Source organism: Pseudomonas arsenicoxydans (assembly GCF_900103875.1).
In the GTDB taxonomy this organism is placed as follows: Bacteria; Pseudomonadota; Gammaproteobacteria; order Pseudomonadales; family Pseudomonadaceae; genus Aquipseudomonas; species Aquipseudomonas arsenicoxydans.
In genome coordinates this window covers 5,407,776-5,429,090 of sequence record NZ_LT629705.1, presented here as the reverse complement: position 1 = coordinate 5,429,090, position 21,315 = coordinate 5,407,776, and the positions used below count along the sequence as shown (strand labels likewise).

Here is a 21,315-nt window from a genome sequence, read left to right as displayed (position 1 = left end):
ACACGAGACTGCCATGACCATTTCCCTGTACGACGCATCGGTTCCGGTTTTCAAACAAATGCTCAATGCCCTGAGCGACGTTCTGAACAAGGCCGAAGCCCACGCCACCGCCAAGAACATTGACCCAAACGCCTTCCTGCAAGCGCGCCTGTACCCGGACATGTTCCCGCTGGTGCGCCAGGTGCAGATCGCCGTTGATTTCGCCAAAGGCGTTTCCGCGCGTCTGGCTGAGGTCGAATTGCCGAAGTATGACGACAGCGAAACCACCTTCGCTGAGCTGCAAGCCTTGATCGCCAAGGTTCTGGCCTTCATCGGCGAGATCAAGCCTGAGCAGATCAATGGCAAGGAAGGCATCGAGATCATCACCCGTCAGGGCACGCCGAAAGAGAAACGCTTCACTGGCCAGGCCTACCTGCTGACCTACGGCCTGCCGCAGTTCTTCTTCCACGTCACCACTGCTTACGCACTGCTGCGTCACAACGGTGTGGAAGTGGGCAAGCGCGATTACATGGGCGCGTTCTAAACCGCCCAGGCATTAAAAAGCCCGCCAAGGTGCAAACCTTGGCGGGCTTTATTTTTTGAATCAAAAGATCGCAGCCTCGTTTCACTCGACAGCTCCTACAGGCAGTACGCATCTCAATGTAGGAGCTGTCGAGTGAAACGAGGCTGCGATCTTTCGATCTTTGTTACGCCAGACGCTCGGCTTTTTCGTCTTCGCCCAGGCACGCGGCAGCCGTGAACAGCACGTCTGTGGAAGAATTCAGCGCCGTCTCCGCAGAGTCCTGCAACACGCCGATGATGAAACCTACCGCCACCACCTGCATGGCGATTTCACTCGGGATGCCAAAGAGGCTGCACGCCAGTGGAATCAGCAACAGCGAACCGCCGGCCACGCCCGACGCGCCGCAGGCACAGATCGCCGCCACCACGCTCAGCAGGATGGCGGTCGGAATGTCGACGGCGATGCCCAGTGTGTGCACGGCGGCCAGCGTCAGTACGGTAATGGTGATCGCCGCGCCGGCCATGTTGATGGTGGCGCCCAGCGGGATCGAGACCGAGTAAGTGTCTTCGTGCAGGCCCAGACGCTTGCTCAGCTCCAGATTGACCGGGATGTTCGCTGCCGAACTGCGGGTGAAAAATGCGGTGATACCGCTTTCCCGCAGGCAGGTCAGCACCAGCGGATAGGGGTTGCGACGCAGTTTCCAGAACACAATCATCGGGTTCATCACCAGCGCCACGAACAGCATGCAGCCCAGCAACACGGCCAGCAGATGCGCATAGCCGATCAAGGCACCAAAACCCGAGGTGGCGAGCGTCGAGGCCACCAGGCCGAAGATCCCCAGCGGCGCGAAACGGATGACCAGGCGCACGATCAAGGTCACGCCATTGGACAGGTCGCCAAGCACTTCGCGAGTCGTGTCACCGGCGTGGCGAATGGCAATGCCCATGCCGATTGCCCAGGCCAGAATGCCAATGAAGTTCGCGTTCATCAGCGCGCTGACCGGATTGTCGACCACGCTGAGCAGCAGGCTTTGCAACACTTCGCCGATGCCACCCGGCGCGCTCACCGCGACGTCATGCGTGGCCAGTACCAGGCTGGACGGGAACAACGTGCTGGCAACGACCGCCACGACAGCGGCGGCAAACGTACCGAGCAGGTACAGAAACAAAATCGGCCGGATATGGGTTTCCTGGCCGTGCTTGTGGTTGGCGATCGAGGCCATGACCAGCACGAACACCAGGATAGGCGCGACGGCTTTGAGTGCTGACACGAACACTTTGCCGATGAACGCGGTGGACTTCGCCACGTCCGGAGCGAACAACGCCAAGGCAATTCCGGCGATCAGGCCGATGACGATTTGCGAGACCAGGCTCAAGCGTTTCAGGCGTTGCAATAGCGAAGGGGATGAAGCAGTCATAAAACGGCATCTCTGATTATTAGGTGCGGGGGTGTCACGACATCAATGCCAATGAATGGCCGATGAACAGGGTGTACGTATCGCAGGGCGCGGACTTTATCACAGCGTGCTCTTGATCCTTCAGACCTGTGACGATCTGCCGCCCGCGTGATCAACGAGATAGGCAGGTTCGTGCAACCCTGATTGGAAACACTCTGTTAAGATTCGCCATCCTCATTTTCAAGTCATGCCAGTGGGCCTTCGGGTCATCGCTGGTGTCGTCGTTTTCTGGAGTTCCGCATGCTGTTGCCCATTCTTCTGTTGTCCGCCGCGGGTTTTACCGTGCTGACCACGGAATTCATCATCGTCGGCCTGCTGCCGGCGATCGCCCGAGACCTGGACGTCAGCATCCCGCAAGCGGGTTTGCTGGTGACCTTGTTCGCGTTCACCGTCGCTGCGTTCGGGCCATTCCTGACCGCGTACTTCGCCCGGTTCGAGCGGCGCAAACTGTTCATCTCGGTGTTGATCATGTTCGGCCTGGCCAACACCCTCGCCGCATTTGCGCCGAACATCTGGGTGATGGCCATCGCCCGCTTGATCCCCGCTCTGGGGCTGCCGGTGTTCTGGGCGCTGGCCAGTGAAACGGCGGTGGACATCGTCGGGCCTGATTATGCCGGGCGCGCCATTGCCAAGATCGGCTTCGGTATTGTCTGCGCCACGGTGTTCGGCATTCCGGTCGGCACGCTGATTTCCGATGCATTCGGCTGGCGCAGTGCCTTTGGCATTCTGGCGGTGATCGCGTTTGCCAAGGCGTTGCTGCTGTTTGTCTACTTGCCGAAGACCAACCTGCATCAGCACCAAGTGAGCTTTCGTTCGCAATTCAAGATTCTGCGCAGCCCGTTGATGCTGGGGCATGTGTTGCTGTCGATCCTGGTGTTCAGCGGCATGTTCACCGCTTACACCTACTTGGCGGACATCCTTGAGCGCCTGGCTGGTTTCAACGGCACGGTGGTCGGTTGGTGCCTGATGGGCTTCGGTGCGGTCGGGCTGATCGGTAACTCGCTGGGCGGCCGCGCGGTGGATCGTAATCCGTTGATCGCGTCCATGATGTTCTGCGCGTTCATGATTGCCGGCATGGTGGCGTTGGTGCCGAACATTCATTCACCGCTTGGTCTGGCGGCGGCGATGGGCATTTGGGGCGTGACTCAAGCGGCATTGTTCCTGGTCAGCCATGTGCGCTTGATGAAGGCCGCCCCCGAGGCGCCAGCCTTTGCTGCCTCGCTGAACATTGCCGGGGCCAACCTCGGGATTGGCTTGGGCGCGATGGTCGGCGGACGCGTGATCGACAGCGTCGGCCTGGGCGGGCTGGGTTTTGCCGCCGCCGCGTTTATCCTTGTGTCGATTCTGCTGGCAATGGCACTGATGACCATGAAGCCGCGCGAAGTCTGCGCCTGAGGCTTCAATCGTCAGTGAACAGCTCGCGTCGGGCACCTTCGGTAATGGCGACAATGCCAGGGTGCTTGACCTTGCGTTCCACTGAAATGGCGTAAAAAGACTCGGTCACCGCGTCGGTCTGGCCAATCAACTCCACGCCGTATTGGCGTTTCACTTCATCGGCAATCACGCTCGGGCCAATGAAAATACCGCTGCCCGATTGACCGAATGCCTGCATCAGCGCGCTGTCGTCGAACTCACCGACGATGCGCGGCTGGATCTGCTGCTCGGCAAACCAACGCTGCAAGCGACTGCGCACCACGGTTTCCGGCCCGGGAATCAACAACGGTGCGCCATGCAAGCTGCGCGGGAAGTCCTGGCCATACTGCGCTGCCAGTGTCGGGGTCGCGAAAAAGCTGATCCCGCATTCCCCAAGTTTCTGGCTGTAGCCCTTGATGTCGAGGTGCGACGGCATTGGGCTGTCGGAAATCACCAGGTCCAGACGCTGAATCGCCAGGTCGGCGAGCAGGCGTTCGAGTTTGTCTTCGCGGCAGGTAATGCGCAGCGGCTCGCTCAATTCCATGGTCGGCGCAATCAGGCGATAGACGATGGACTTGGGTACCACATCGGCCACGCCGACCCGAAACAGAATCTGTTGTTCGTTGGGCTGCGCCCGCAGCATCAACTCCAGTTCGCCCCCCAATTGAAACATTTGCTCGGCGTAAGGCAGCGTCTGGCGGCCGGCCTCGGTGAGTTCCAATTGCCGGCCGACGCGCCTGAACAGCTCGATGCCATAGGTCTGCTCGAGCAAGGAAATCTGTCCGCTGATGGTTTGTGGGGTCAGGTTCAGTTGCTCACAGGCGCGCACGATGCTGCCGGTTTTGGCGACCACCCAGAAGTAATGCAATTGTCGGTAGTTGAGCATGACGACCTACAGTTCGTAAAAACCGAAGTATAACCGCTGAAAATACGAATTTTCCTGAAGTGTCTGCCTCCCTAGAATGCCTCGCTATCAACGGGCCATCGGTTCGGTCCGGATTGTTCTATCGAGGAAATCACATGAAGCTTAAAACCACGGCACTGCTGATTACGTCTTTACTGGTGCTAGCCGGTTGCGACCAGGCCGAGAAAAGCGCGCAACAGTTGATGGGCAAGGCTGCAGAAACTGCAAAACAGGCGATCGATGACACCCACAAGGCCGCCGAGCAAGCGATCAGCGATGCCACGGGTGGCCTGATCAGCAAGAAAGAGCCATCCGGCGAAGACAAGCAGAAAGTCGAATCTTCGTCCCAGGAAATCTAAACCGTCTACAACGAGTCAGGACTGACCCATGGAATACCTTTTAGAACTTGCTGCAAGCCCCACCGCCTGGGTTGCCCTGGCCACGTTGATCGTCATGGAAATCGTGCTCGGCATCGATAACCTGATCTTCATCTCGATTCTGACCAACAAATTGCCAGAGCAGCATCGGCAGAAAGCACGGCGCATCGGCATCGGCATGGCGCTGATCCTGCGATTGGGCTTGTTGAGCACCATCGCGTTCATCGTCCAGTTGACTGAGCCGGTGATCGATATCCTCGGCCACGCGTTCTCCTGGAAGGACATGATCCTGATCGCCGGCGGCCTGTTCCTGTTGTGGAAGGCGACCACCGAGATCCATCACAGCATGGACCCGGCGCCGGAAGATCCGATGTCGGCGACCTCGACCGTGACCCTGGGTTTCGCCGCTGCGATCGGGCAGATTCTGATGCTGGACATGGTGTTCTCGATCGACAGCATCATTACCGCTGTAGGCATGACCGAGCATTTGCCGATCATGATCATCGCCGTGGTGGTGTCGGTGCTGGTGATGTTGCTGGCGGCTGACCCGCTGGCCAGGTTCATCAACGACAACCCGACGGTGGTGATGCTGGCGCTGGGCTTCCTGATCATGATCGGCATGACGCTGATCGCCGAAGGCTTCGGTGCCCACGTACCGAAAGGCTATGTATATGCCGCCATGGCGTTCTCGGCGACGATCGAGGGGCTGAACATGATGTCGCGGCGGGCCAAGCAGAAGCGCATTGCCGCGCAAGCTTAATCGCCGATAAACGAAACGGCCGCCTGTGCTCGAAAGAGTCCAGGCGGCCGTTTTTTTATAAGTCCAGAGTACGTCAGTGAACCGGCGCTTCGCGCACAGGCGGCTTATCGGTCTTCGCCTCAGGCGCCGATTGAACCGGGTGGTGATGATGGCGACGGGTAACACGCAGGACACCCCACAACATGGCGGAGGCCACCGCCAACCAGCCAGAAACCAGCATCACGATTGTCATTGTCAGGCTCATCAGTGCCTCCACTTTGCCCTGTAGCGGGCACACACTCTTTGCAAATGACAGTCTAGTCGCTGCTGTGTTTCAGGCCATGGACCAAAGGTCAGCACTCTGCGACCTGTTCGCTCTATCGAATGCACTCAACTGCAGGTAAAGGCTATACCGGCGCCTTGCGGCGTCCTATGATCGACGGCCAAGCCGGGAGCGTGTTGCCTGGCATCTGAACAAGAGAGTGATGATGGAGCGGGTATTTTCTCGGATTCGAATGGCGCTGCTGGTTGTCGGCTGCGTTGCAGGGTTGGCGGGTTGCGCGGGGAGCGTGGCGCCGGAGATCAAGCGTCTGCCGGAACGTGTTGAGCTCAGCGGCACGTTCTATCGGGGACAAGACTTTCAAAGCGGCCCTCAGGTCTTGGCCAGCATGCTCTCGCAGCAAGGCATCGTGATCACGCCGGGGCTGCTTGAGAAACCGCTGCACCTGCCGGGCGCCGAAGCCCAGCTACAGCAGAACATGCAAAACCTTGCCCGTGAGTACGGGATGGTGGTGTATCCCCTCGATAGCCGTTTACCTGCGTTGTTGACCCAGGTCGCCGCCGGTTACCCGGTGATGGTGCGCTTTACCGAAGGCTCGGCAATGTGGGCCGGACCGCGTTACGCCATCCTTGCCGGATACAATCGCCAGAAGCAAACGGTGTTGCTGCGCTCTGGAATGAATCACCGCAACCTGATGAGCTTCAGCTCGTTTGAGTCATCGTTCAAGGACGCCGGCGGCTGGGCCGTGCTGATCCAGAAGCCCAATCAAATCCCGGTCAACGTTGATCCGCAGCGCTGGCTGAAGGCTGCGAGTGATCTCGGTCAGGCAGGGCAGGAGCAGGCTGCCGAGCGTGCGAAGAAGGCGTTGAGCACGCAGTAAGCTTCCGTTCGTCATGTGCCGGGCACCGCTGCGCGTACCTGGCTTCTAAGTGGTAAGGCCCGGACTTCTCCGGGCCAGCCCCAAGGAGGCGCCCATGGCTCAATCCAATACTCCCTCTGGCCCGCACTCGTCTGAACATTCTTCAGGGGATGAACTGGGTTTTGATCCGGATTCGCCGGACCTCGCGGATCCTCAGGTCGATCCCATTGGTCCTGCCAAGGCGCCCAGAGACATAAAACCGGGCGAGGAGGGCAAGACGCCCGCGAAGCCTTATGACCCGCTTGCCGACCTGAAACCCTGATCTCAACTGTGGTGAGGTGCGTATGTCTACCGATTCGAGTTTCAACGACAAACGTCCGGACAGTGTTCCCACAACCCCTGAAGAGGGCGTTGATCCGGTCATGGATCCCAATGATCCGTTAAGAGACCCTCTGGCGCGTCCGATGGTCGTGCCAACGGATCATCCCCACGGCACCCGAGACCCGAGTGCGGGGGATGGCATTCCGGATGACGACCAGATGCCGCTGCCCAACGATTGATGCCAGACGAAAAAAAGCCCCGAATTATCGGGGCTTTGTTTTTGCTGTCGCCGAATTATTTCGAGGCTTCGACAACGCCGCTCTGACGGTGCTTGAGGTTTTTTTCCGATTTGTATTGCAGGGCTACAGATGGCACGTCCGTGCCCTTGCCGGTTTCGACCCAGTTACGTATACGGGTGGCATCGGCAAAGTGCGTGTATTTGCCGAAGGCGTCGAGGATCACCAGCGCAACCGGGCGATTGCCCATGCTTGTGACCAACACCAGGCAGTGGCCGGCTTGGTTGGTGAAGCCGGTTTTCGTCAGTTTGATGTCCCAGTTCGGCTTACCGATCAAGTGGTCGGTATTGTGGAAGCCCAGGCTGTAGTTTGGCTTGCGAAACGAGACGGTTTTTTCTTTGGTGGTGCTCAGCTCCGTCAAGATCGGGTACTTGTGCGCAGCGATCAGCAATTTGCTCAGGTCGCGCGCCGTCGAAACGTTGCGAGGCGAAAGGCCCGTCGGCTCGACATAGTGAGTGTTGGTCATGCCCAGCGCCCTGGCCTTGGCGTTCATGGCCGCAATGAATGCGACATAACCGCCCGGATAGTGATGCGCAAGGCTGGCGGCGGCACGGTTTTCCGAGGACATCAGTGCAATCAGCAGCATTTCCCTGCGCGGCATTTCACTGTTGAGTTTGACCCGGGAAAACACCCCTTTCATTTCGGGCGTGTCGCTGATGTTGATGGAGATGTACTCATCCATGTTCTGCTTGGCTTCAACCACGACCAAAGCAGTCATCAGTTTGCTGACCGAGGCAATGGGTACAACCACGTCGGGGTTGCTGGCGTAGATGACCTTGTTGGTCTGCAGATCCATCAGCAATGCGCTGCCGGAAGCGATCTTCAGATGCGATGTATCGCGTGGGGCCGAGGTGGTATCAGCGGCGTAAACCGCTGGCGTGATGAACGTCCCTGTAAATGCAAAAAATAGGCTCAGGATAGAAAGACGGATTTTCACGCTGGCAGACTCTTAATGTGTTGATAAGCCGTTATGTAACGGGCTGTTTCGTAAAAGCGCGACATTCTGGAGTATGGCTGAATAACTGTCGATGGTTGTTCAGGTAGGAGGTGAAAGTCTTTGGAAACATGAAATAAAAGTCATTTTCCGGCGGATGGTCAGTCTTATACGGCAGGCAAAAAGAACCCCGCTATTAGCGGGGTTCTTTTGATTATCGCTGGCGTCTTGATGCGAACTCAGCTGTGCAGCGTTTCCGCTGCGTACAAGGTGTTTTCCAGCAGGCAAGCGCGCGTCATCGGGCCCACGCCGCCTGGCACTGGTGTGATCCAGCCGGCGCGGGGCAGGGCGGTCTCGTAGACCACGTCACCCACCAGTTTGCCGTCTTCCTGGCGGTTGATGCCGACGTCGATCACGATCGCGCCTTCCTTGATCCACTCACCTTTGACCAGGCCTGGCTTGCCAGCGGCAACGACCACCAGATCGGCGCGGCCGACGTGACCGGCGAGGTCCTGGGTGAAACGGTGAGTGACGGTCACGGTGCAACCGGCCAGCAGCAATTCCATTGCCATCGGGCGACCCACGATATTGGATGCGCCGACAATAACGGCGTCCATCCCGTACAGGTTTGCACCGGTGCTTTCCAGCAGGGTCATGATGCCTTTTGGCGTGCAGGGACGCAGCAGCGGAATGCGCTGAGCCAGGCGGCCAACGTTATAGGGATGGAAGCCGTCGACGTCTTTATCCGGACGAATGCGCTCCAGCAATTTGGACGCATCCAGGTGTGCGGGCAACGGAAGCTGAAGCAGTACGCCGTCAATAGACGGGTCTTCGTTCAGGCGATCGATCAGATCGGCCAAGGCTTCTTGAGTGGTTTCGGAAGGCAGGTCGTAGGCTTGGGAAAGGAAGCCGACCTCTTCACAGTCTTTACGCTTGTGCGAGACATAAACCTGAGAGGCAGGATCGCTGCCGACCAGGATCACCGCGAGGCCGGGCGTGCGCAAACCTTGCTCGCGACGCTCGGTGACTCGTTTGGCGATCTGCTGGCGCAGGCTGGCGGCGATCGATTTGCCGTCGATTAGTTGTGCAGTCATTGCGCGTGATTAACCATCGAGAGGGGAAAAAAAGAGAACGCATTCTCGCATGTCATGAGGTGAGGGCAAAGGCGCTTGGTCTGCAAATTCCTCTAACCCCTTTAATTAAATGAATTTTTTATAAAAAGGATTTGACGGCCTTCGGGGCGCTCTATACTATTCGTCGCACTTGTCGGGCACAGCCTAGCACTGGATAAGAAGGTTGAGCGGAATTACGGTTCTGCGAGACTGGAAAGCACTTAGTTTGTAGTCCTCCAAGAGTACAGATTAATAAGGCGCCCGTAGCTCAGCTGGATAGAGCATCCGCCTTCTAAGCGGATGGTCGCAGGTTCGAGTCCTGCCGGGTGCGCCATTAGGCAGCTTTGGCACAAGTAGCGCAATATGGTGGGCGTAGCTCAGTTGGTAGAGCACGGGATTGTGACTCCCGTTGTCGAGGGTTCGATCCCCTTCGTCCACCCCATATTTCGAAAGGCGCCAGATTAACAGTCTGGCGCCTTTGCTTTAACAGCTTCATACCGCGGATGTGGTGGAATTGGTAGACACACTGGATTTAGGTTCCAGCGCCGCAAGGTGTAAGAGTTCGAGTCTCTTCATCCGCACCAAATAAAGCTTTACCCAAGCCGTTGGCCTGGTTGAGGCGCAGCAAGGTAGTTGTTTGGCTTCCTTGCAAGGCAATATGGTGGGCGTAGCTCAGTTGGTAGAGCACGGGATTGTGACTCCCGTTGTCGAGGGTTCGATCCCCTTCGTCCACCCCATATTTCGAGAGGCGCCAGATTTAACAGTCTGGCGCCTTTTTTGTTTTAGCGGTTCGAGTATTAAGCGGCTGCATGTCCTGGGTCGTAGGGTGGGGTTTTCATCGTATTTTTGTTTCTCGATGATGCCGATCCGCCCGTCGGTCCCTTCGTGGGGTCGGCTGTCAGGGATGGATTGCCGATTTCTTCTATATATAGAAGTATTGGTGCAAAGCCCTGGCATGACTGGCTGTATTTGCTAACAGGGCGAGGCACAACCGTTTGTCCCCGCCTATAAATTGCCTGCTGCTTTTTTACCCGTTTTCAGTAGGGTGACTTCTTGAGTTTGACCCACTAGAATGCATGCCCTTGATTCTGGGGTCGGAAACGGCCGGCTAACGTCTGTGCAACGAGGAATATCCATGCAAGTTTCTGTTGAAAATACTTCTGCTCTTGAGCGCCGCATGAGCATCACCGTGCCGGCTGAGCGCATCGAGACTCAGGTCAACAAGCGTCTGCAGCAGACTGCCCAAAAGGCCAAGATTGCTGGCTTCCGTCCAGGCAAAGTGCCAATGAGCGAAATCAAGCGTCGTTTCGGTGCTGATGCGCGTCAGGAAGCGGTAGGCGATGTGATCCAGTCGTCTTTCTACGAAGCGGTTGTCGAGCAGAAGCTGAACCCGGCTGGCGCTCCTTCGATCGAGCCAAAATCGATGGAAGCCGGCAAAGATCTGGAATACGTCGCTATTTTCGAAGTGTTCCCTGAGTTCACCGTTGCCGGTTTCGACGGTATCACCGTAGAGCGCCTGAGCGCTGACGTGGCTGATGCCGATCTGGACAAGATGCTGGACGTGCTGCGCAAGCAGAACACCCGTTTCGAAGTGGCTGATCGCGCTGCCCAGAACGAAGACCAGTTGAACATCGATTTCGTCGGCAAGGTCGACGGTGAAGTGTTCGCCGGTGGTTCCGCCAAAGGTACTCAGCTGGTACTGGGTTCCGGCCGCATGATCCCTGGTTTCGAAGACGGTCTGGTTGGCGCTAAAGCCGGCGAAGAGCGCGTTCTGAACCTGACCTTCCCAGAGGACTATCAGAACCTCGACCTGGCAGGCAAAACCGCTGAGTTCACCGTGACCGTGAACACTGTTTCCGAGCCAAAACTGCCAGAGTTGAACGAAGAGTTCTTCGCTCAATTCGGCATCAAGGAAACCGGTCTGGAAGGCTTCCGCGCCGAAGTTCGCAAGAACATGGAGCGCGAGCTGCGTCAGGCAATCAAATCCAAGGTCAAGAATCAGGTTATGGACGGTCTGCTGGCCACCAACCCGATCGAAGTGCCTAAGGCTCTGCTGTCCAACGAAGTCGACCGTCTGCGCGTGCAGGCTGTTCAGCAGTTCGGTGGCAACATCAAGCCTGACCAACTGCCGGCCGAGCTGTTCGAAGAGCAAGCCAAGCGCCGTGTTGTGCTGGGTCTGATCGTGGCTGAAGTGGTCAAGCAATTCGACCTCAAGCCTGACGAATCCCGCGTTCGCGAAATGATCCAGGAAATGGCTTCGGCCTACCAGGAGCCTGAGCAGGTTGTGTCTTGGTACTACAAGAACGACCAGCAACTGAACGAAGTTCGTTCTGTTGTGCTGGAAGAGCAAGTTGTGGATACTGTTCTGCAGAAAGCTAGCGTGACCGACAAATCGGTCTCTTACGAAGAAGCAGTCAAGCCGGTAGAAGCTCCACAAGCCGACTGATCGTTTTTGCGGTAAGAAGCACACACCATAAGCCAGCCTTCGTGCTGGCTTATGCGTATTCAAGACATAACTATTTGGGAGTGACTGCAGAGCATGTTCCGTAATTCGTATATTCAGCAGAACTCTGATATCCAGGCCGCAGGCGGCCTGGTCCCGATGGTTGTCGAGCAATCTGCTCGTGGCGAGCGCGCCTATGACATCTACTCGCGCCTTCTCAAGGAGCGAGTGATCTTTCTGGTTGGTCCGGTAGAGGACTACATGGCCAACCTGATCTGTGCGCAACTGCTGTTCCTTGAAGCGGAAAACCCGGACAAGGACATCCATCTCTATATCAACTCCCCGGGCGGTTCGGTGACGGCGGGCATGTCGATCTACGACACCATGCAGTTCATCAAGCCAAACGTGTCGACCACCTGTATCGGTCAAGCGTGCAGCATGGGCGCGTTTCTATTGACTGCCGGTGCCAAGGGCAAGCGTTACTGCCTGCCGAACTCGCGTGTGATGATTCACCAGCCACTGGGCGGTTTCCAGGGCCAGGCTTCGGATATTGAAATCCATGCCAAGGAAATCCTCTTCATTCGTGAGCGTCTGAACACGCTGATGGCCAAGCATAGCGGGCGCACTCTTGAAGAAATCGAGCGCGACACCAACCGCGACAATTTCATGAGTGCAGAAGCAGCGCGTGAGTACGGGTTGATCGATGAAGTCATCAACCAGCGCCCCGCTTAATTAAGCAGCTCAAAATAAGGTTGGTCGGCGGGTCCGATCACCAGCGGGCTTGAAAAAGCCCGCAATAGCCTTCATCTTGTGTTGCAAGCCTATCGGATTTGGATCGAACGAATGACTGACACCCGCAACGGCGAGGACAACGGCAAGCTGCTCTATTGCTCCTTCTGTGGCAAAAGCCAGCATGAAGTGCGCAAATTGATTGCCGGCCCCTCGGTCTTTATCTGCGACGAGTGCGTCGACCTGTGCAACGACATCATCCGAGAGGAGGTGCAGGAAGCCCAGGCCGAAAGCAGCGCGCATAAATTGCCTTCGCCTAAAGAAATCAGCGGCATCCTTGATCAGTACGTTATTGGTCAGGAGCGTGCGAAAAAGGTTTTGGCAGTAGCGGTGTACAACCACTACAAGCGCCTGAACCAGCGTGACAAAAAGAATGACGACGTCGAACTCGGCAAAAGCAACATTTTGCTGATCGGCCCGACAGGCTCGGGTAAAACCCTGCTTGCCGAAACACTGGCCCGCTTGCTGAACGTTCCGTTCACCATCGCCGACGCAACCACCCTCACCGAGGCGGGTTACGTAGGTGAAGATGTCGAGAACATCATTCAGAAGCTGCTGCAGAAGTGCGATTACGACGTAGAAAAAGCCCAGATGGGCATTGTCTACATCGATGAGATCGACAAGATCTCGCGCAAGTCTGACAACCCGTCGATCACCCGGGACGTTTCCGGTGAAGGCGTGCAGCAGGCCCTGCTCAAGTTGATCGAAGGCACGGTCGCTTCCGTTCCGCCTCAAGGTGGTCGCAAGCATCCGCAGCAGGAATTCCTTCAGGTCGACACCCGTAACATCCTGTTCATCTGCGGTGGTGCGTTCTCCGGTCTGGAAAAGGTTATTCAAAACCGTTCCACCAAGGGCGGCATCGGTTTCAACGCGGAAGTTCGCAGCAAGGAAGAAGGCAAGAAAGTCGGTGAGTCCCTGCGTGAAGTCGAGCCTGACGATCTGGTCAAGTTCGGTTTGATCCCGGAATTCGTCGGTCGTCTGCCGGTACTTGCCACGCTGGACGAGCTTGATGAGGCTGCACTGATGCAGATTCTCACCGAGCCGAAAAATGCGTTGACCAAGCAGTACGCCAAGTTGTTCGAGATGGAAGGTGTAGACCTGGAATTCCGGGCCGACGCGCTGAAATCGGTCGCAAAACGTGCGCTGGAACGAAAAACCGGTGCCCGTGGCCTGCGTTCGATTCTCGAAGGTGTGTTGCTCGACACGATGTATGAAATCCCCTCGCAGTCCGAGGTGAGTAAAGTCGTGATCGATGAAAGCGTTATCGAAGGCAAGTCCAAGCCACTGTATATCTACGAAAACAGTGAGCCGGCTGCCAAGGCTGCGCCAGACGCCTAAGCGTCACGCTGCTGGAACAAAGAAGGGGCCTTCGGGCCCCTTTTCTTTTAAAGCGTTTTTAACACCCGCTTTGCGCTTGTTTTTTTTCAGGGCAACCCCCATCTTGGTTTCAAGCTTACTTCCATCTGTTTACGGCCTTATGGCCGCCGTAGAGGCGAAATCATGAAGACAACCATCGAATTGCCTCTCCTGCCATTGCGTGATGTTGTGGTTTATCCGCACATGGTTATCCCGCTGTTCGTGGGGCGCGAGAAATCCATCGAAGCCCTCGAGGCTGCGATGACGGGCGACAAGCAGATCCTTCTGCTGGCTCAGAGAAACCCTGCTGACGACGATCCCGGTGAAGATGCACTTTATCGCGTAGGTACGATTGCGACTGTCCTGCAGCTGCTCAAGCTGCCTGATGGCACGGTCAAGGTTCTGGTCGAAGGCGAGCAGCGGGGCGCCGTGGAGCGCTTTAGCGAAGTGGACGGCCACTGCCGTGCCGAAGTCTCGCTGATCGACGAAACTGAAGCGCCAGAGCGCGAATCGGAAGTGTTTGTCCGTAGCCTGCTGGCCCAGTTCGAACAATATGTGCAGTTGGGCAAGAAAGTCCCGGCTGAAGTCCTGTCGTCGCTCAACAGCATCGATGAGCCTGGTCGCCTGGTAGACACCATGGCCGCGCACATGGCGCTGAAGATCGAGCAGAAGCAGGAAATCCTCGAAATCATCGATTTGTCGGCCCGGGTCGAGCACGTTCTGGCGTTGCTGGATGCCGAGATCGATCTGCTGCAAGTCGAAAAACGCATTCGCGGTCGTGTCAAAAAACAAATGGAGCGCAGCCAGCGCGAGTACTACCTGAATGAGCAGATGAAGGCCATTCAGAAAGAACTCGGCGACAGCGACGAAGGCCACAACGAAATCGAAGAGCTGAAAAAGCGCATCGATGCCGCTGGCCTGCCCAAAGATGCCTTGGCCAAGGCCCAGGGTGAACTGAACAAGCTGAAACAAATGTCGCCAATGTCCGCGGAAGCGACCGTGGTGCGTTCGTACATCGACTGGCTGGTTCAGGTGCCGTGGAAGGCCCAGAGCAAAGTGCGCCTTGACCTTGCGCGCGCAGAAGACATTCTCGATGCAGACCATTACGGTCTGGAAGAAGTCAAAGAACGGATCCTCGAATACCTCGCCGTGCAAAAGCGCGTGAAGAAAATTCGGGGGCCGGTGCTGTGCCTGGTCGGTCCTCCAGGGGTGGGTAAAACCTCTCTGGCGGAGTCGATTGCTCACGCCACCAACCGCAAATTCGTCCGTATGGCCCTCGGTGGCGTGCGTGATGAGGCGGAAATTCGTGGACATCGCCGTACTTATATCGGTTCGATGCCAGGAAGATTGATTCAAAAGATGACAAAAGTGGGTGTCCGCAACCCGCTGTTCCTGCTCGATGAAATCGACAAGATGGGCAGTGACATGCGTGGCGACCCGGCGTCGGCGTTGCTGGAAGTGCTCGACCCCGAGCAAAACCACAACTTCAACGATCACTATCTGGAAGTCGACTACGACCTGTCCGATGTGATGTTCCTTTGCACCTCGAACTCCATGAATATTCCACCGGCGCTGCTGGACCGGATGGAAGTGATTCGTCTGCCGGGCTACACCGAAGACGAGAAGATCAACATCGCGGTCAAATACCTCTCGCCGAAGCAGATTACGGCTAACGGCTTGAAGAAAGGCGAGCTGGAATTCGACGCCGAAGCGATCCGCGACATCATCCGCTACTACACCCGCGAAGCCGGTGTACGTGGGCTGGAGCGTCAGATTGCCAAGGTCTGCCGCAAGGCGGTCAAAGAGCATGCGCTGGAAAAACGCTTCTCGGTGAAGGTCACGGCCGACATGCTTGAGCACTTCCTCGGCGTGCGCAAATTCCGCTACGGCCTGGCTGAATCGCAGGACCAGATCGGTCAGGTTACCGGGTTGGCGTGGACTCAGGTGGGTGGCGAACTGCTGACCATCGAAGCCGCCGTCGTGCCGGGTAAAGGCCAGTTGATCAAGACCGGCTCCCTGGGTGATGTGATGGTCGAATCGATCACCGCGGCGCTGACCGTTGTTCGCAGCCGTGCCAAGAGCCTGGGGATTCCCCTGGACTTCCACGAGAAGCGCGACACGCACATCCACATGCCGGAAGGGGCTACCCCGAAAGACGGCCCTAGCGCCGGTGTGGGCATGTGCACGGCCCTGGTGTCGGCATTGACCGGCATTCCGGTGCGTGCGGATGTTGCCATGACAGGCGAGATCACACTGCGTGGTCAGGTGTTGGCGATTGGTGGTTTGAAAGAAAAACTGCTCGCCGCCCACCGTGGCGGAATCAAGACGGTGATCATTCCTGAAGAGAATGTGCGCGATTTGAAGGAAATTCCTGACAATATCAAGCGAGATCTGCAGATTAAACCGGTTAAATGGATTGACGAGGTCCTGCAAATTGCGCTGCAATACGCGCCGGAGCCCCTGCCTGATGTGGTTCCAGAGATAGTTGCAAAGGATGAAAAACGCGAGTCTGACTCTAAGGAAAGAATTAGCACGCATTAGTACGCATTTGCCTGGGGGGCTTCCTTGACAGCTTTTTAGAGCCCTTGTTATAAAGCGGCTCTTAAGTGTCTGTAGGCCATTCAGCACTCGTTTTTGCTTTCACCAAAAAACTTAGAATCATACTCAAATAGATATAAGGGGACTTAGAGTGAACAAGTCGGAACTGATTGATGCTATCGCTGCATCCGCTGATATCCCGAAAGCTGCTGCTGGCCGTGCGCTGGACGCTGTAATCGAATCCGTCACTGGCGCTCTCAAGGCTGGCGACTCTGTTGTTCTGGTTGGTTTCGGTACTTTCTCCGTAACTGATCGTCCAGCTCGCATCGGTCGTAACCCACAGACTGGTAAGACTCTGGAAATCGCAGCAGCCAAAAAACCAGGTTTCAAAGCCGGTAAAGCACTGAAAGAAGCTGTCAACTAAGTTCGATTCAGGTTTTTGCCTATCCGGGTCGGGGTCATGCCTGACCTGGCAGCGGAACGGTAGTCCGGTCGGCAACTCGCCGAATCGAGACACCGAGGCTCGCAAGTTCGAGTCATCGGTCCGCTCCGCCAGTTACGAGAAGGCGCATCCTCGGATGCGCCTTTCTTCTATCCGGATTCTACCCACGCTCCACGGTTGCCTAATTTTGAAGTTCAACCGTTTCTGGGGGACGCATGCTGCAGAATATCAGGGACAATTCACAAGGCTGGATTGCCAAGACCATTATCGGGGTCATCGTTGCACTGATGGCTTTGACCGGTTTCGACGCCATCTTCAAGGCCACGACGCACAAGAATGATGCGGCCAAGGTCAATGGTGAAGAAATCAGCCAGAACGAGCTGAGCCAGGCGGTCGATATGCAACGCCGTCAGCTCATGCAACAGCTGGGCAAGGATTTCGACGCTTCCTTGCTCGACGAAAAAATGCTGCGCGAATCGGCCCTCAAGGGCTTGATCGATCGCAAACTGCTGCTGCAAGGCGCAGAAAACTCGAAATTCGCTTTCTCCGAAGCGGCTTTGGATCAAGTGATCCTGCAAACGCCTGAATTCCAGGTGGACGGCAAGTTCAGTCCTGAGCGTTTCGACCAGGTGATTCGTCAGCTGGGCTACAGCCGTATGCAGTTCCGCCAGATGCTGGCTCAGGAAATGCTGATCGGTCAGCTGCGCGCTGGCCTGGCGGGTAGCGGTTTCGTCACCGACGCACAGGTTCTGGCTTTCGCCCGTCTGGAAAAACAGACTCGCGACATGGCGACCTTGAACGTCAAGGTCGACCCGGCAGCGGTGAAACTCACCGACGATGAGGTCAAGGCCTATTACGACGAGCACGCCAAAGAGTTCATGACTCCGGATCAGGTCGTCATCGACTACCTGGAATTGAAGAAGTCTTCCTTCTTTGATCAGGTCGCCGTCAAGGACGAAGACCTGCAAGCGGCGTATCAGAAAGAAATCGCGAACCTGTCCGAGCAACGCCGGGCTGCGCACATTCTGATCGAAGTGAACGATAAAGTGACCGAGGCGCAAGCCAAGGCCAAGATCGAAGAGATTCAGGCGCGTCTGGCCAAAGGCGAGAAATTCGAGGCGTTGGCCAAGGAATTCTCCCAGGATCCGGGTTCGGCGAACAATGGCGGTGACCTGGGCTACGCAGGCCCTGGTGTCTACGATCCGGCATTCGAAACCGCGCTGTATGCGTTGTCCAAGGATCAGGTTTCCGGGCCGGTTCGCACCGACTTCGGTTTCCACCTGATCAAGCTGTTGGGCGTTGAAGCGCCTGAAGTGCCGACGCTGGCCAGCCTGAAAGACAAGCTGACCCGCGAGCTGAAAACCCAGCAGGTCGAGCAACGTTTCGTCGAGGCGACCAAGCAACTGGAAGACTCCTCGTTCGAGTCCTCCGACCTGGCCCAGCCAGCGCAAGACTTGAAACTGACCGTTCACACCTCCAAGCCGTTCGGCCGCGAGGGTGGCGAAGGTGTTGCAGCCAACCGTGCCGTGGTCACCGCTGCGTTCAGTCCTGAAGTGCTGGATGAGGGTGCCAACAGCACCGCCATCGAGCTGGACCCGGAAACCGTGATCGTGCTGCGCGCCAAGGAACACTTGAAGCCTGCACAGCTGCCGCTGGAAGCCGTCAACACCAGCATCCGTGCACAGTTGGCCAAGGAACACGCCAGTTCGGCCGCCAAGACCAAGGCTGATGAGTTGATCGCCAGCCTGCGCGATGGCAAGACCCCGTTGAACAAGGCAATCGACGGTCAGAACTGGAAAGTGACCCAAGCCGTGACTCGCGCTCAGGAGGGGATTGACCCTACCGTGCTGCAAGCGCTGTTCCGGATGCCGAAACCTGCCGCCAAGGACAAGCCGACCTTCAACAGCGTGACCCTGGCCGATGGTAACCTGGTGATCGTGCAGCTGAACGGCGTGAACGAAGCGGCTGCGCCGACTGATGAAGAGAAGGCTCAATACCGTCGCTTCCTCGCCTCGCGCATTGGCCAGCAAGACTTTGCGGCCTACCGCAAGCTGTTGGAAAGCCAAGCCGAGATCAAGCGTTTCTGACGCTTGACCGAGTCGCCCGCAACACAAGGACCCCGGCCGAAAGGCTGGGGTTTTTTATGGGTGAAATCAAAGCGCCACGGGTTATCCGTCGCCTGGATGTTTACCTCGCGACTTTTTCCTGTAAATGGCAGTCATTAGACGTGTATCTCTTTTAAGACACTAATCGATGCTCCGCTAAGCATCGATCTGTTGCACAATACGCCCCGGACCGTTTTCCTCAGGATGTTCAATGTTTAAATCAATTCCCATGCGGGTTGTCGGGTTGGCGCTGTTGCTGGCTGCCGCCGCCGGCTGCTCGTCGAAGAAAGCCCCCATCTACGAGCATGAGAACTTCAATGACTCCGGGACATTTTCGCGCAATTACCCGGTGACTGATGCGCAGACCTGCGAAGCCGCCCGTCGGGCGCTGCTCAGCCAGGGCTACATCATCACCAGCGCCGACCCGAAACTGGTCAGTGGACACAAAAGCTTCCAGCAGACTGGCGAGACCCACATGGAGATCAGCTTCAGTGTGGTGTGTGCCGATGATGGCAGCGAAGGCCATCACGCGACCATGTTCGCCAACGCCTTGCAGGATCGTTATGCGCTGAAGAAAACCAACAACTCCGCCAGCGTGGGCGTGGGCGTTTTGGGTTCGGTATCGATGCCGATCGGCTCGTCCGATGATTCGATGGTCAAGGTGGCCAGCGAAACCGTATCGTCGGCCAAGTTCTACGAACGTTTTTTTTCCTTGGTAGAGCTGTTCCTGCCGCCGGAAGCGAAAAAGGCTGCGCACATCGTCGAGAAACCCAAGACCGACCTGGGTGTGCCTGAGGCCAAGGCTGCTCCGGCTCCGGCTCCGGCTCCGACGCCAGCGCCCGCAGCAGAGCCTGCGCCAGCACCTGCAGCGGACCCTGCACCCGCACCCGCACCTGCCGCTTCGGAGCCGGTTGCACCGCCTGCTGAAACAGCGCCGATCACTCCGGTTGAAAACTCCGAGCCGTCATCGTCCACCGAAACGGTTGCACCACCGCCTCAATCAACCCTGCCACCACCGAGCGAGCCGATTCCGGCCATGCCGACCGCCGCTCAGTAATCGGCAAACATTTCGGGATCGGGTCGCACGACACCGATCCCGAAATGGCTTCTGGATTGATCTGCGTCAAGCCAGGCTGAAGTCCTACAGCCGCTATCGAAAAAATCCTGTGATAAATTCCTGACCGCCTGCTACGTTTTATAAGTAGCCGCTGAGCGGCGTGCCTGCGTCATTTTTCTTTCACGTGGGCACTTTATGCTCAAGGCGCTGGTCATTTATTCAGGTATTTTTTAAACAAGTGGTATGGGGGATTTAGCAATGGATGACTATCAAGAAGAGCTGCTCGAGTATCAGGCGTTTGAACTGGACCCGTTGGAGCCCGCGGAAGACGCTACAGAGTTGTAAGCGTTACGCGGTTTGGCGATGACTGCGGCGAAACTCGCCGGGTGTCTGGCCATTCCAGCGTTTGAAAGCCCGCTGGAAGGCCTCGGCTGAGGCAAATCCCAGCAGGTAGGCGATTTCACCGAACGCCAGTTCCGTGTCACGGATATAGGTCATGGCCAGGTCGCGACGCGTGTCATTGAGAATGGCGCGGAATTGCGTGCCTTCCTCGGCGAGTTTGCGTCGCAAGGTCCAGGTCGGCAGTTTCAGGCGTGCCGCCACTTCTTCCAGGTCGGGTTCCCGGCCACCATTGAGCAATGGCCCCAGCAACTGAGTGATGCGTTCACGCAGGCTGCGGGTGCGTGTCAGTTGCTCCAGTTCCCGTTCACACAGCTGTAGCAAGTGGCGCCAGGTACTCGGGCAGTGCTGCGGGTTGCGCTGGGCGAGACTGGCCAGGCTCAGGCGCAGTTGATTGTGTTCGGCGCCGAACTGAATCGGACAATCACCCAGCACCGCATAAGCTTCTCGGTAGTCCGGTTCGCTGAACTCAATGTCGATCCGCTCGGCGCGAAGCGGGTCGACGCTGAGGGCGGACAATTGCTGCAACCAGCCGGCGATGATCGAATCGACCACGAAGCGGTTGTAGGCGTTATAGGGACTGATCGAGTAGAACCGCAGCCACGCACCTTGAGCGTCTTCGAGAAAGCTCGATTGCCCCCGATAATTGGAGCCATACAGCGCCTCGAAGCGGATCAGGCAGCGTGCCGCTTCACGCACGGTTGGCGCCTGTGCTGCGGTGATTCCGGCCAGGCCCGCCTGGCTCAGGCGACTGAGTTGGCCCATGCGCAAGCCCAGCGCCGGGTCGTTGGTCAGTTGAATGGCGCTGTGGCCCAGGCGCATGTAGCGCGGGATCGACAGCCGCGCACCAGCCTCGGCCAGCCGCGCGGTATCCAGGCCGTATTGGTGAAGCAATGGCTGCGGGTCTGCTCCATGGCTGCGCACAGCGTCGGCCAGGCTATGAACAAAGCCTACCGACAGATCCCCGAGGCGCATCGGCAGTGGTTTCATGAT

19 protein-coding genes, 4 tRNA genes and 1 pseudogene are annotated in these 21,315 nt (G+C 57.2%); 18 read left to right on the top strand and 6 right to left on the bottom strand.

The features are described from left to right. Positions 1–13 precede the first annotated feature (13 nt). Positions 14–523, top strand: coding sequence for a DUF1993 domain-containing protein (locus BLQ41_RS25285; protein WP_090185926.1), 510 nt, complete (start codon positions 14–16; stop codon positions 521–523). 163 nt (positions 524–686) lie between these two features. Here BLQ41_RS25285 and sstT read toward each other — a convergent pair whose 3' ends face one another. After that, a complete protein-coding gene (gene sstT / locus BLQ41_RS25280; protein ID WP_090185923.1) occupies positions 687–1,919 on the bottom strand; it encodes a serine/threonine transporter SstT in 1,233 nt (410 codons plus the stop codon). Positions 1,920–2,198: 279 nt separating this feature from the next. Between sstT and BLQ41_RS25275 the strand changes: the two genes are divergently transcribed. Then, positions 2,199–3,353: an MFS transporter gene (locus BLQ41_RS25275; RefSeq protein WP_090185920.1), complete on the top strand. Its 1,155-nt coding sequence runs from the start codon at positions 2,199–2,201 to the stop codon at positions 3,351–3,353. Between the two features lie 4 nt (positions 3,354–3,357). On the opposite strand, the gene nhaR is transcribed toward BLQ41_RS25275, so the two are convergent. Further along, positions 3,358–4,257 carry a transcriptional activator NhaR gene (gene nhaR / locus BLQ41_RS25270; RefSeq protein ID WP_090185918.1) on the bottom strand — a complete coding sequence of 300 codons (900 nt, stop codon included), beginning with the start codon at positions 4,255–4,257 and terminating at the stop codon, positions 3,358–3,360. Positions 4,258–4,391: 134 nt separating this feature from the next. On the opposite strand from nhaR, the gene BLQ41_RS25265 reads away from it, so the two are divergent. Then, entirely contained in the window at positions 4,392–4,634 is a 243-nt protein-coding gene (locus BLQ41_RS25265; protein ID WP_090185914.1) for a hypothetical protein, read from the top strand. Positions 4,635–4,662: 28 nt separating this feature from the next. Next, on the top strand, positions 4,663–5,412 hold the full coding sequence (locus BLQ41_RS25260) for a TerC family protein (protein WP_090185912.1): 750 nt from the start codon (positions 4,663–4,665) through the stop codon (positions 5,410–5,412). A gap of 73 nt (positions 5,413–5,485) precedes the next feature. Here BLQ41_RS25260 and BLQ41_RS30745 read toward each other — a convergent pair whose 3' ends face one another. After that, positions 5,486–5,656, bottom strand: coding sequence for a hypothetical protein (locus tag BLQ41_RS30745; RefSeq protein ID WP_167360506.1), 171 nt, complete (start codon positions 5,654–5,656; stop codon positions 5,486–5,488). A 167-nt stretch (positions 5,657–5,823) separates the two neighbouring features. Here BLQ41_RS30745 and BLQ41_RS25255 point away from each other — a divergent pair. The 3 genes and pseudogenes from BLQ41_RS25255 (at position 5,824) to BLQ41_RS25245 (ending at position 7,090) form a co-directional block, all read left to right on the top strand. Next, positions 5,824–6,551, top strand: a pseudogene (locus BLQ41_RS25255) (peptidase C39 family protein). Positions 6,552–6,645: 94 nt separating this feature from the next. Continuing rightward, complete coding sequence (locus BLQ41_RS25250; protein WP_090185906.1) at positions 6,646–6,852, top strand: DUF6021 family protein; 207 nt, start codon at positions 6,646–6,648, stop codon at positions 6,850–6,852. A gap of 22 nt (positions 6,853–6,874) precedes the next feature. Beyond that, entirely contained in the window at positions 6,875–7,090 is a 216-nt protein-coding gene (locus BLQ41_RS25245; RefSeq protein ID WP_090185903.1) for a hypothetical protein, read from the top strand. A 55-nt stretch (positions 7,091–7,145) separates the two neighbouring features. On the opposite strand, the gene pbpG is transcribed toward BLQ41_RS25245, so the two are convergent. Both pbpG and folD read right to left on the bottom strand, forming a co-directional pair. Continuing rightward, positions 7,146–8,084: a D-alanyl-D-alanine endopeptidase gene (pbpG, locus tag BLQ41_RS25240; protein WP_090185900.1), complete on the bottom strand. Its 939-nt coding sequence runs from the start codon at positions 8,082–8,084 to the stop codon at positions 7,146–7,148. A 236-nt stretch (positions 8,085–8,320) separates the two neighbouring features. Further along, entirely contained in the window at positions 8,321–9,175 is an 855-nt protein-coding gene (folD, locus tag BLQ41_RS25235) for a bifunctional methylenetetrahydrofolate dehydrogenase/methenyltetrahydrofolate cyclohydrolase FolD (RefSeq protein ID WP_090185897.1), read from the bottom strand. A gap of 275 nt (positions 9,176–9,450) precedes the next feature. On the opposite strand from folD, the gene BLQ41_RS25230 reads away from it, so the two are divergent. The 11 genes from BLQ41_RS25230 (at position 9,451) to BLQ41_RS25180 (ending at position 19,923) form a co-directional block, all read left to right on the top strand. Then, a tRNA-Arg gene (locus BLQ41_RS25230) sits at positions 9,451–9,527 on the top strand. A gap of 32 nt (positions 9,528–9,559) precedes the next feature. Continuing rightward, positions 9,560–9,635 (top strand) — tRNA-His (locus tag BLQ41_RS25225). A 57-nt stretch (positions 9,636–9,692) separates the two neighbouring features. Then, positions 9,693–9,777: transfer RNA gene (locus BLQ41_RS25220), tRNA-Leu, on the top strand. Between the two features lie 77 nt (positions 9,778–9,854). Beyond that, positions 9,855–9,930: transfer RNA gene (locus tag BLQ41_RS25215), tRNA-His, on the top strand. Positions 9,931–10,328: 398 nt separating this feature from the next. Continuing rightward, positions 10,329–11,639: a trigger factor gene (gene tig / locus BLQ41_RS25210; RefSeq protein WP_090185894.1), complete on the top strand. Its 1,311-nt coding sequence runs from the start codon at positions 10,329–10,331 to the stop codon at positions 11,637–11,639. Between the two features lie 93 nt (positions 11,640–11,732). Further along, the gene (gene clpP / locus BLQ41_RS25205) at positions 11,733–12,368 is read left to right on the top strand and encodes an ATP-dependent Clp endopeptidase proteolytic subunit ClpP (RefSeq protein ID WP_008062468.1); all 636 of its coding nucleotides are present in this window, start codon (positions 11,733–11,735) and stop codon (positions 12,366–12,368) included. 111 nt (positions 12,369–12,479) lie between these two features. After that, complete coding sequence (gene clpX, locus BLQ41_RS25200; RefSeq protein ID WP_007946893.1) at positions 12,480–13,763, top strand: ATP-dependent Clp protease ATP-binding subunit ClpX; 1,284 nt, start codon at positions 12,480–12,482, stop codon at positions 13,761–13,763. A gap of 162 nt (positions 13,764–13,925) precedes the next feature. Beyond that, positions 13,926–16,322 carry an endopeptidase La gene (gene lon, locus BLQ41_RS25195; RefSeq protein WP_090185891.1) on the top strand — a complete coding sequence of 799 codons (2,397 nt, stop codon included), beginning with the start codon at positions 13,926–13,928 and terminating at the stop codon, positions 16,320–16,322. Between the two features lie 148 nt (positions 16,323–16,470). Further along, positions 16,471–16,743 (top strand): HU family DNA-binding protein, encoded by a 273-nt coding sequence (locus BLQ41_RS25190; RefSeq protein WP_002552737.1) that lies wholly within the window; start codon positions 16,471–16,473, stop codon positions 16,741–16,743. A gap of 233 nt (positions 16,744–16,976) precedes the next feature. Continuing rightward, positions 16,977–18,848, top strand: coding sequence for a SurA N-terminal domain-containing protein (locus BLQ41_RS25185; RefSeq protein ID WP_090185888.1), 1,872 nt, complete (start codon positions 16,977–16,979; stop codon positions 18,846–18,848). 229 nt (positions 18,849–19,077) lie between these two features. Further along, a complete protein-coding gene (locus BLQ41_RS25180; protein WP_090185885.1) occupies positions 19,078–19,923 on the top strand; it encodes a DUF2242 domain-containing protein in 846 nt (281 codons plus the stop codon). Between the two features lie 348 nt (positions 19,924–20,271). Here BLQ41_RS25180 and BLQ41_RS25175 read toward each other — a convergent pair whose 3' ends face one another. Continuing rightward, the gene (locus BLQ41_RS25175; RefSeq protein ID WP_090185883.1) at positions 20,272–21,312 is read right to left on the bottom strand and encodes an AraC family transcriptional regulator; all 1,041 of its coding nucleotides are present in this window, start codon (positions 21,310–21,312) and stop codon (positions 20,272–20,274) included. Positions 21,313–21,315 lie beyond the last annotated feature (3 nt).

What these genes read in the sequence shown, in the direction of transcription:
- BLQ41_RS25180 (WP_090185885.1), top strand. Translation starts at nt 19,078, where the DNA reads ATGTTTAAATCAATTCCCATGCGGGTTGTCGGGTTGGCGCTGTTGCTG.
- clpP (WP_008062468.1), top strand. Translation starts at nt 11,733, where the DNA reads ATGTTCCGTAATTCGTATATTCAGCAGAACTCTGATATCCAGGCCGCA.
- nhaR (WP_090185918.1), bottom strand. Translation starts at nt 4,257, where the DNA reads ATGCTCAACTACCGACAATTGCATTACTTCTGGGTGGTCGCCAAAACC.
- BLQ41_RS25285 (WP_090185926.1), top strand. Translation starts at nt 14, where the DNA reads ATGACCATTTCCCTGTACGACGCATCGGTTCCGGTTTTCAAACAAATG.
- BLQ41_RS25245 (WP_090185903.1), top strand. Translation starts at nt 6,875, where the DNA reads ATGTCTACCGATTCGAGTTTCAACGACAAACGTCCGGACAGTGTTCCC.
- lon (WP_090185891.1), top strand. Translation starts at nt 13,926, where the DNA reads ATGAAGACAACCATCGAATTGCCTCTCCTGCCATTGCGTGATGTTGTG.
- BLQ41_RS25275 (WP_090185920.1), top strand. Translation starts at nt 2,199, where the DNA reads ATGCTGTTGCCCATTCTTCTGTTGTCCGCCGCGGGTTTTACCGTGCTG.
- folD (WP_090185897.1), bottom strand. Translation starts at nt 9,175, where the DNA reads ATGACTGCACAACTAATCGACGGCAAATCGATCGCCGCCAGCCTGCGC.
- sstT (WP_090185923.1), bottom strand. Translation starts at nt 1,919, where the DNA reads ATGACTGCTTCATCCCCTTCGCTATTGCAACGCCTGAAACGCTTGAGC.
- BLQ41_RS25175 (WP_090185883.1), bottom strand. Translation starts at nt 21,312, where the DNA reads ATGAAACCACTGCCGATGCGCCTCGGGGATCTGTCGGTAGGCTTTGTT.
- BLQ41_RS25260 (WP_090185912.1), top strand. Translation starts at nt 4,663, where the DNA reads ATGGAATACCTTTTAGAACTTGCTGCAAGCCCCACCGCCTGGGTTGCC.
- BLQ41_RS25250 (WP_090185906.1), top strand. Translation starts at nt 6,646, where the DNA reads ATGGCTCAATCCAATACTCCCTCTGGCCCGCACTCGTCTGAACATTCT.
- BLQ41_RS25265 (WP_090185914.1), top strand. Translation starts at nt 4,392, where the DNA reads ATGAAGCTTAAAACCACGGCACTGCTGATTACGTCTTTACTGGTGCTA.
- clpX (WP_007946893.1), top strand. Translation starts at nt 12,480, where the DNA reads ATGACTGACACCCGCAACGGCGAGGACAACGGCAAGCTGCTCTATTGC.
- BLQ41_RS25185 (WP_090185888.1), top strand. Translation starts at nt 16,977, where the DNA reads ATGCTGCAGAATATCAGGGACAATTCACAAGGCTGGATTGCCAAGACC.
- BLQ41_RS30745 (WP_167360506.1), bottom strand. Translation starts at nt 5,656, where the DNA reads ATGAGCCTGACAATGACAATCGTGATGCTGGTTTCTGGCTGGTTGGCG.
- tig (WP_090185894.1), top strand. Translation starts at nt 10,329, where the DNA reads ATGCAAGTTTCTGTTGAAAATACTTCTGCTCTTGAGCGCCGCATGAGC.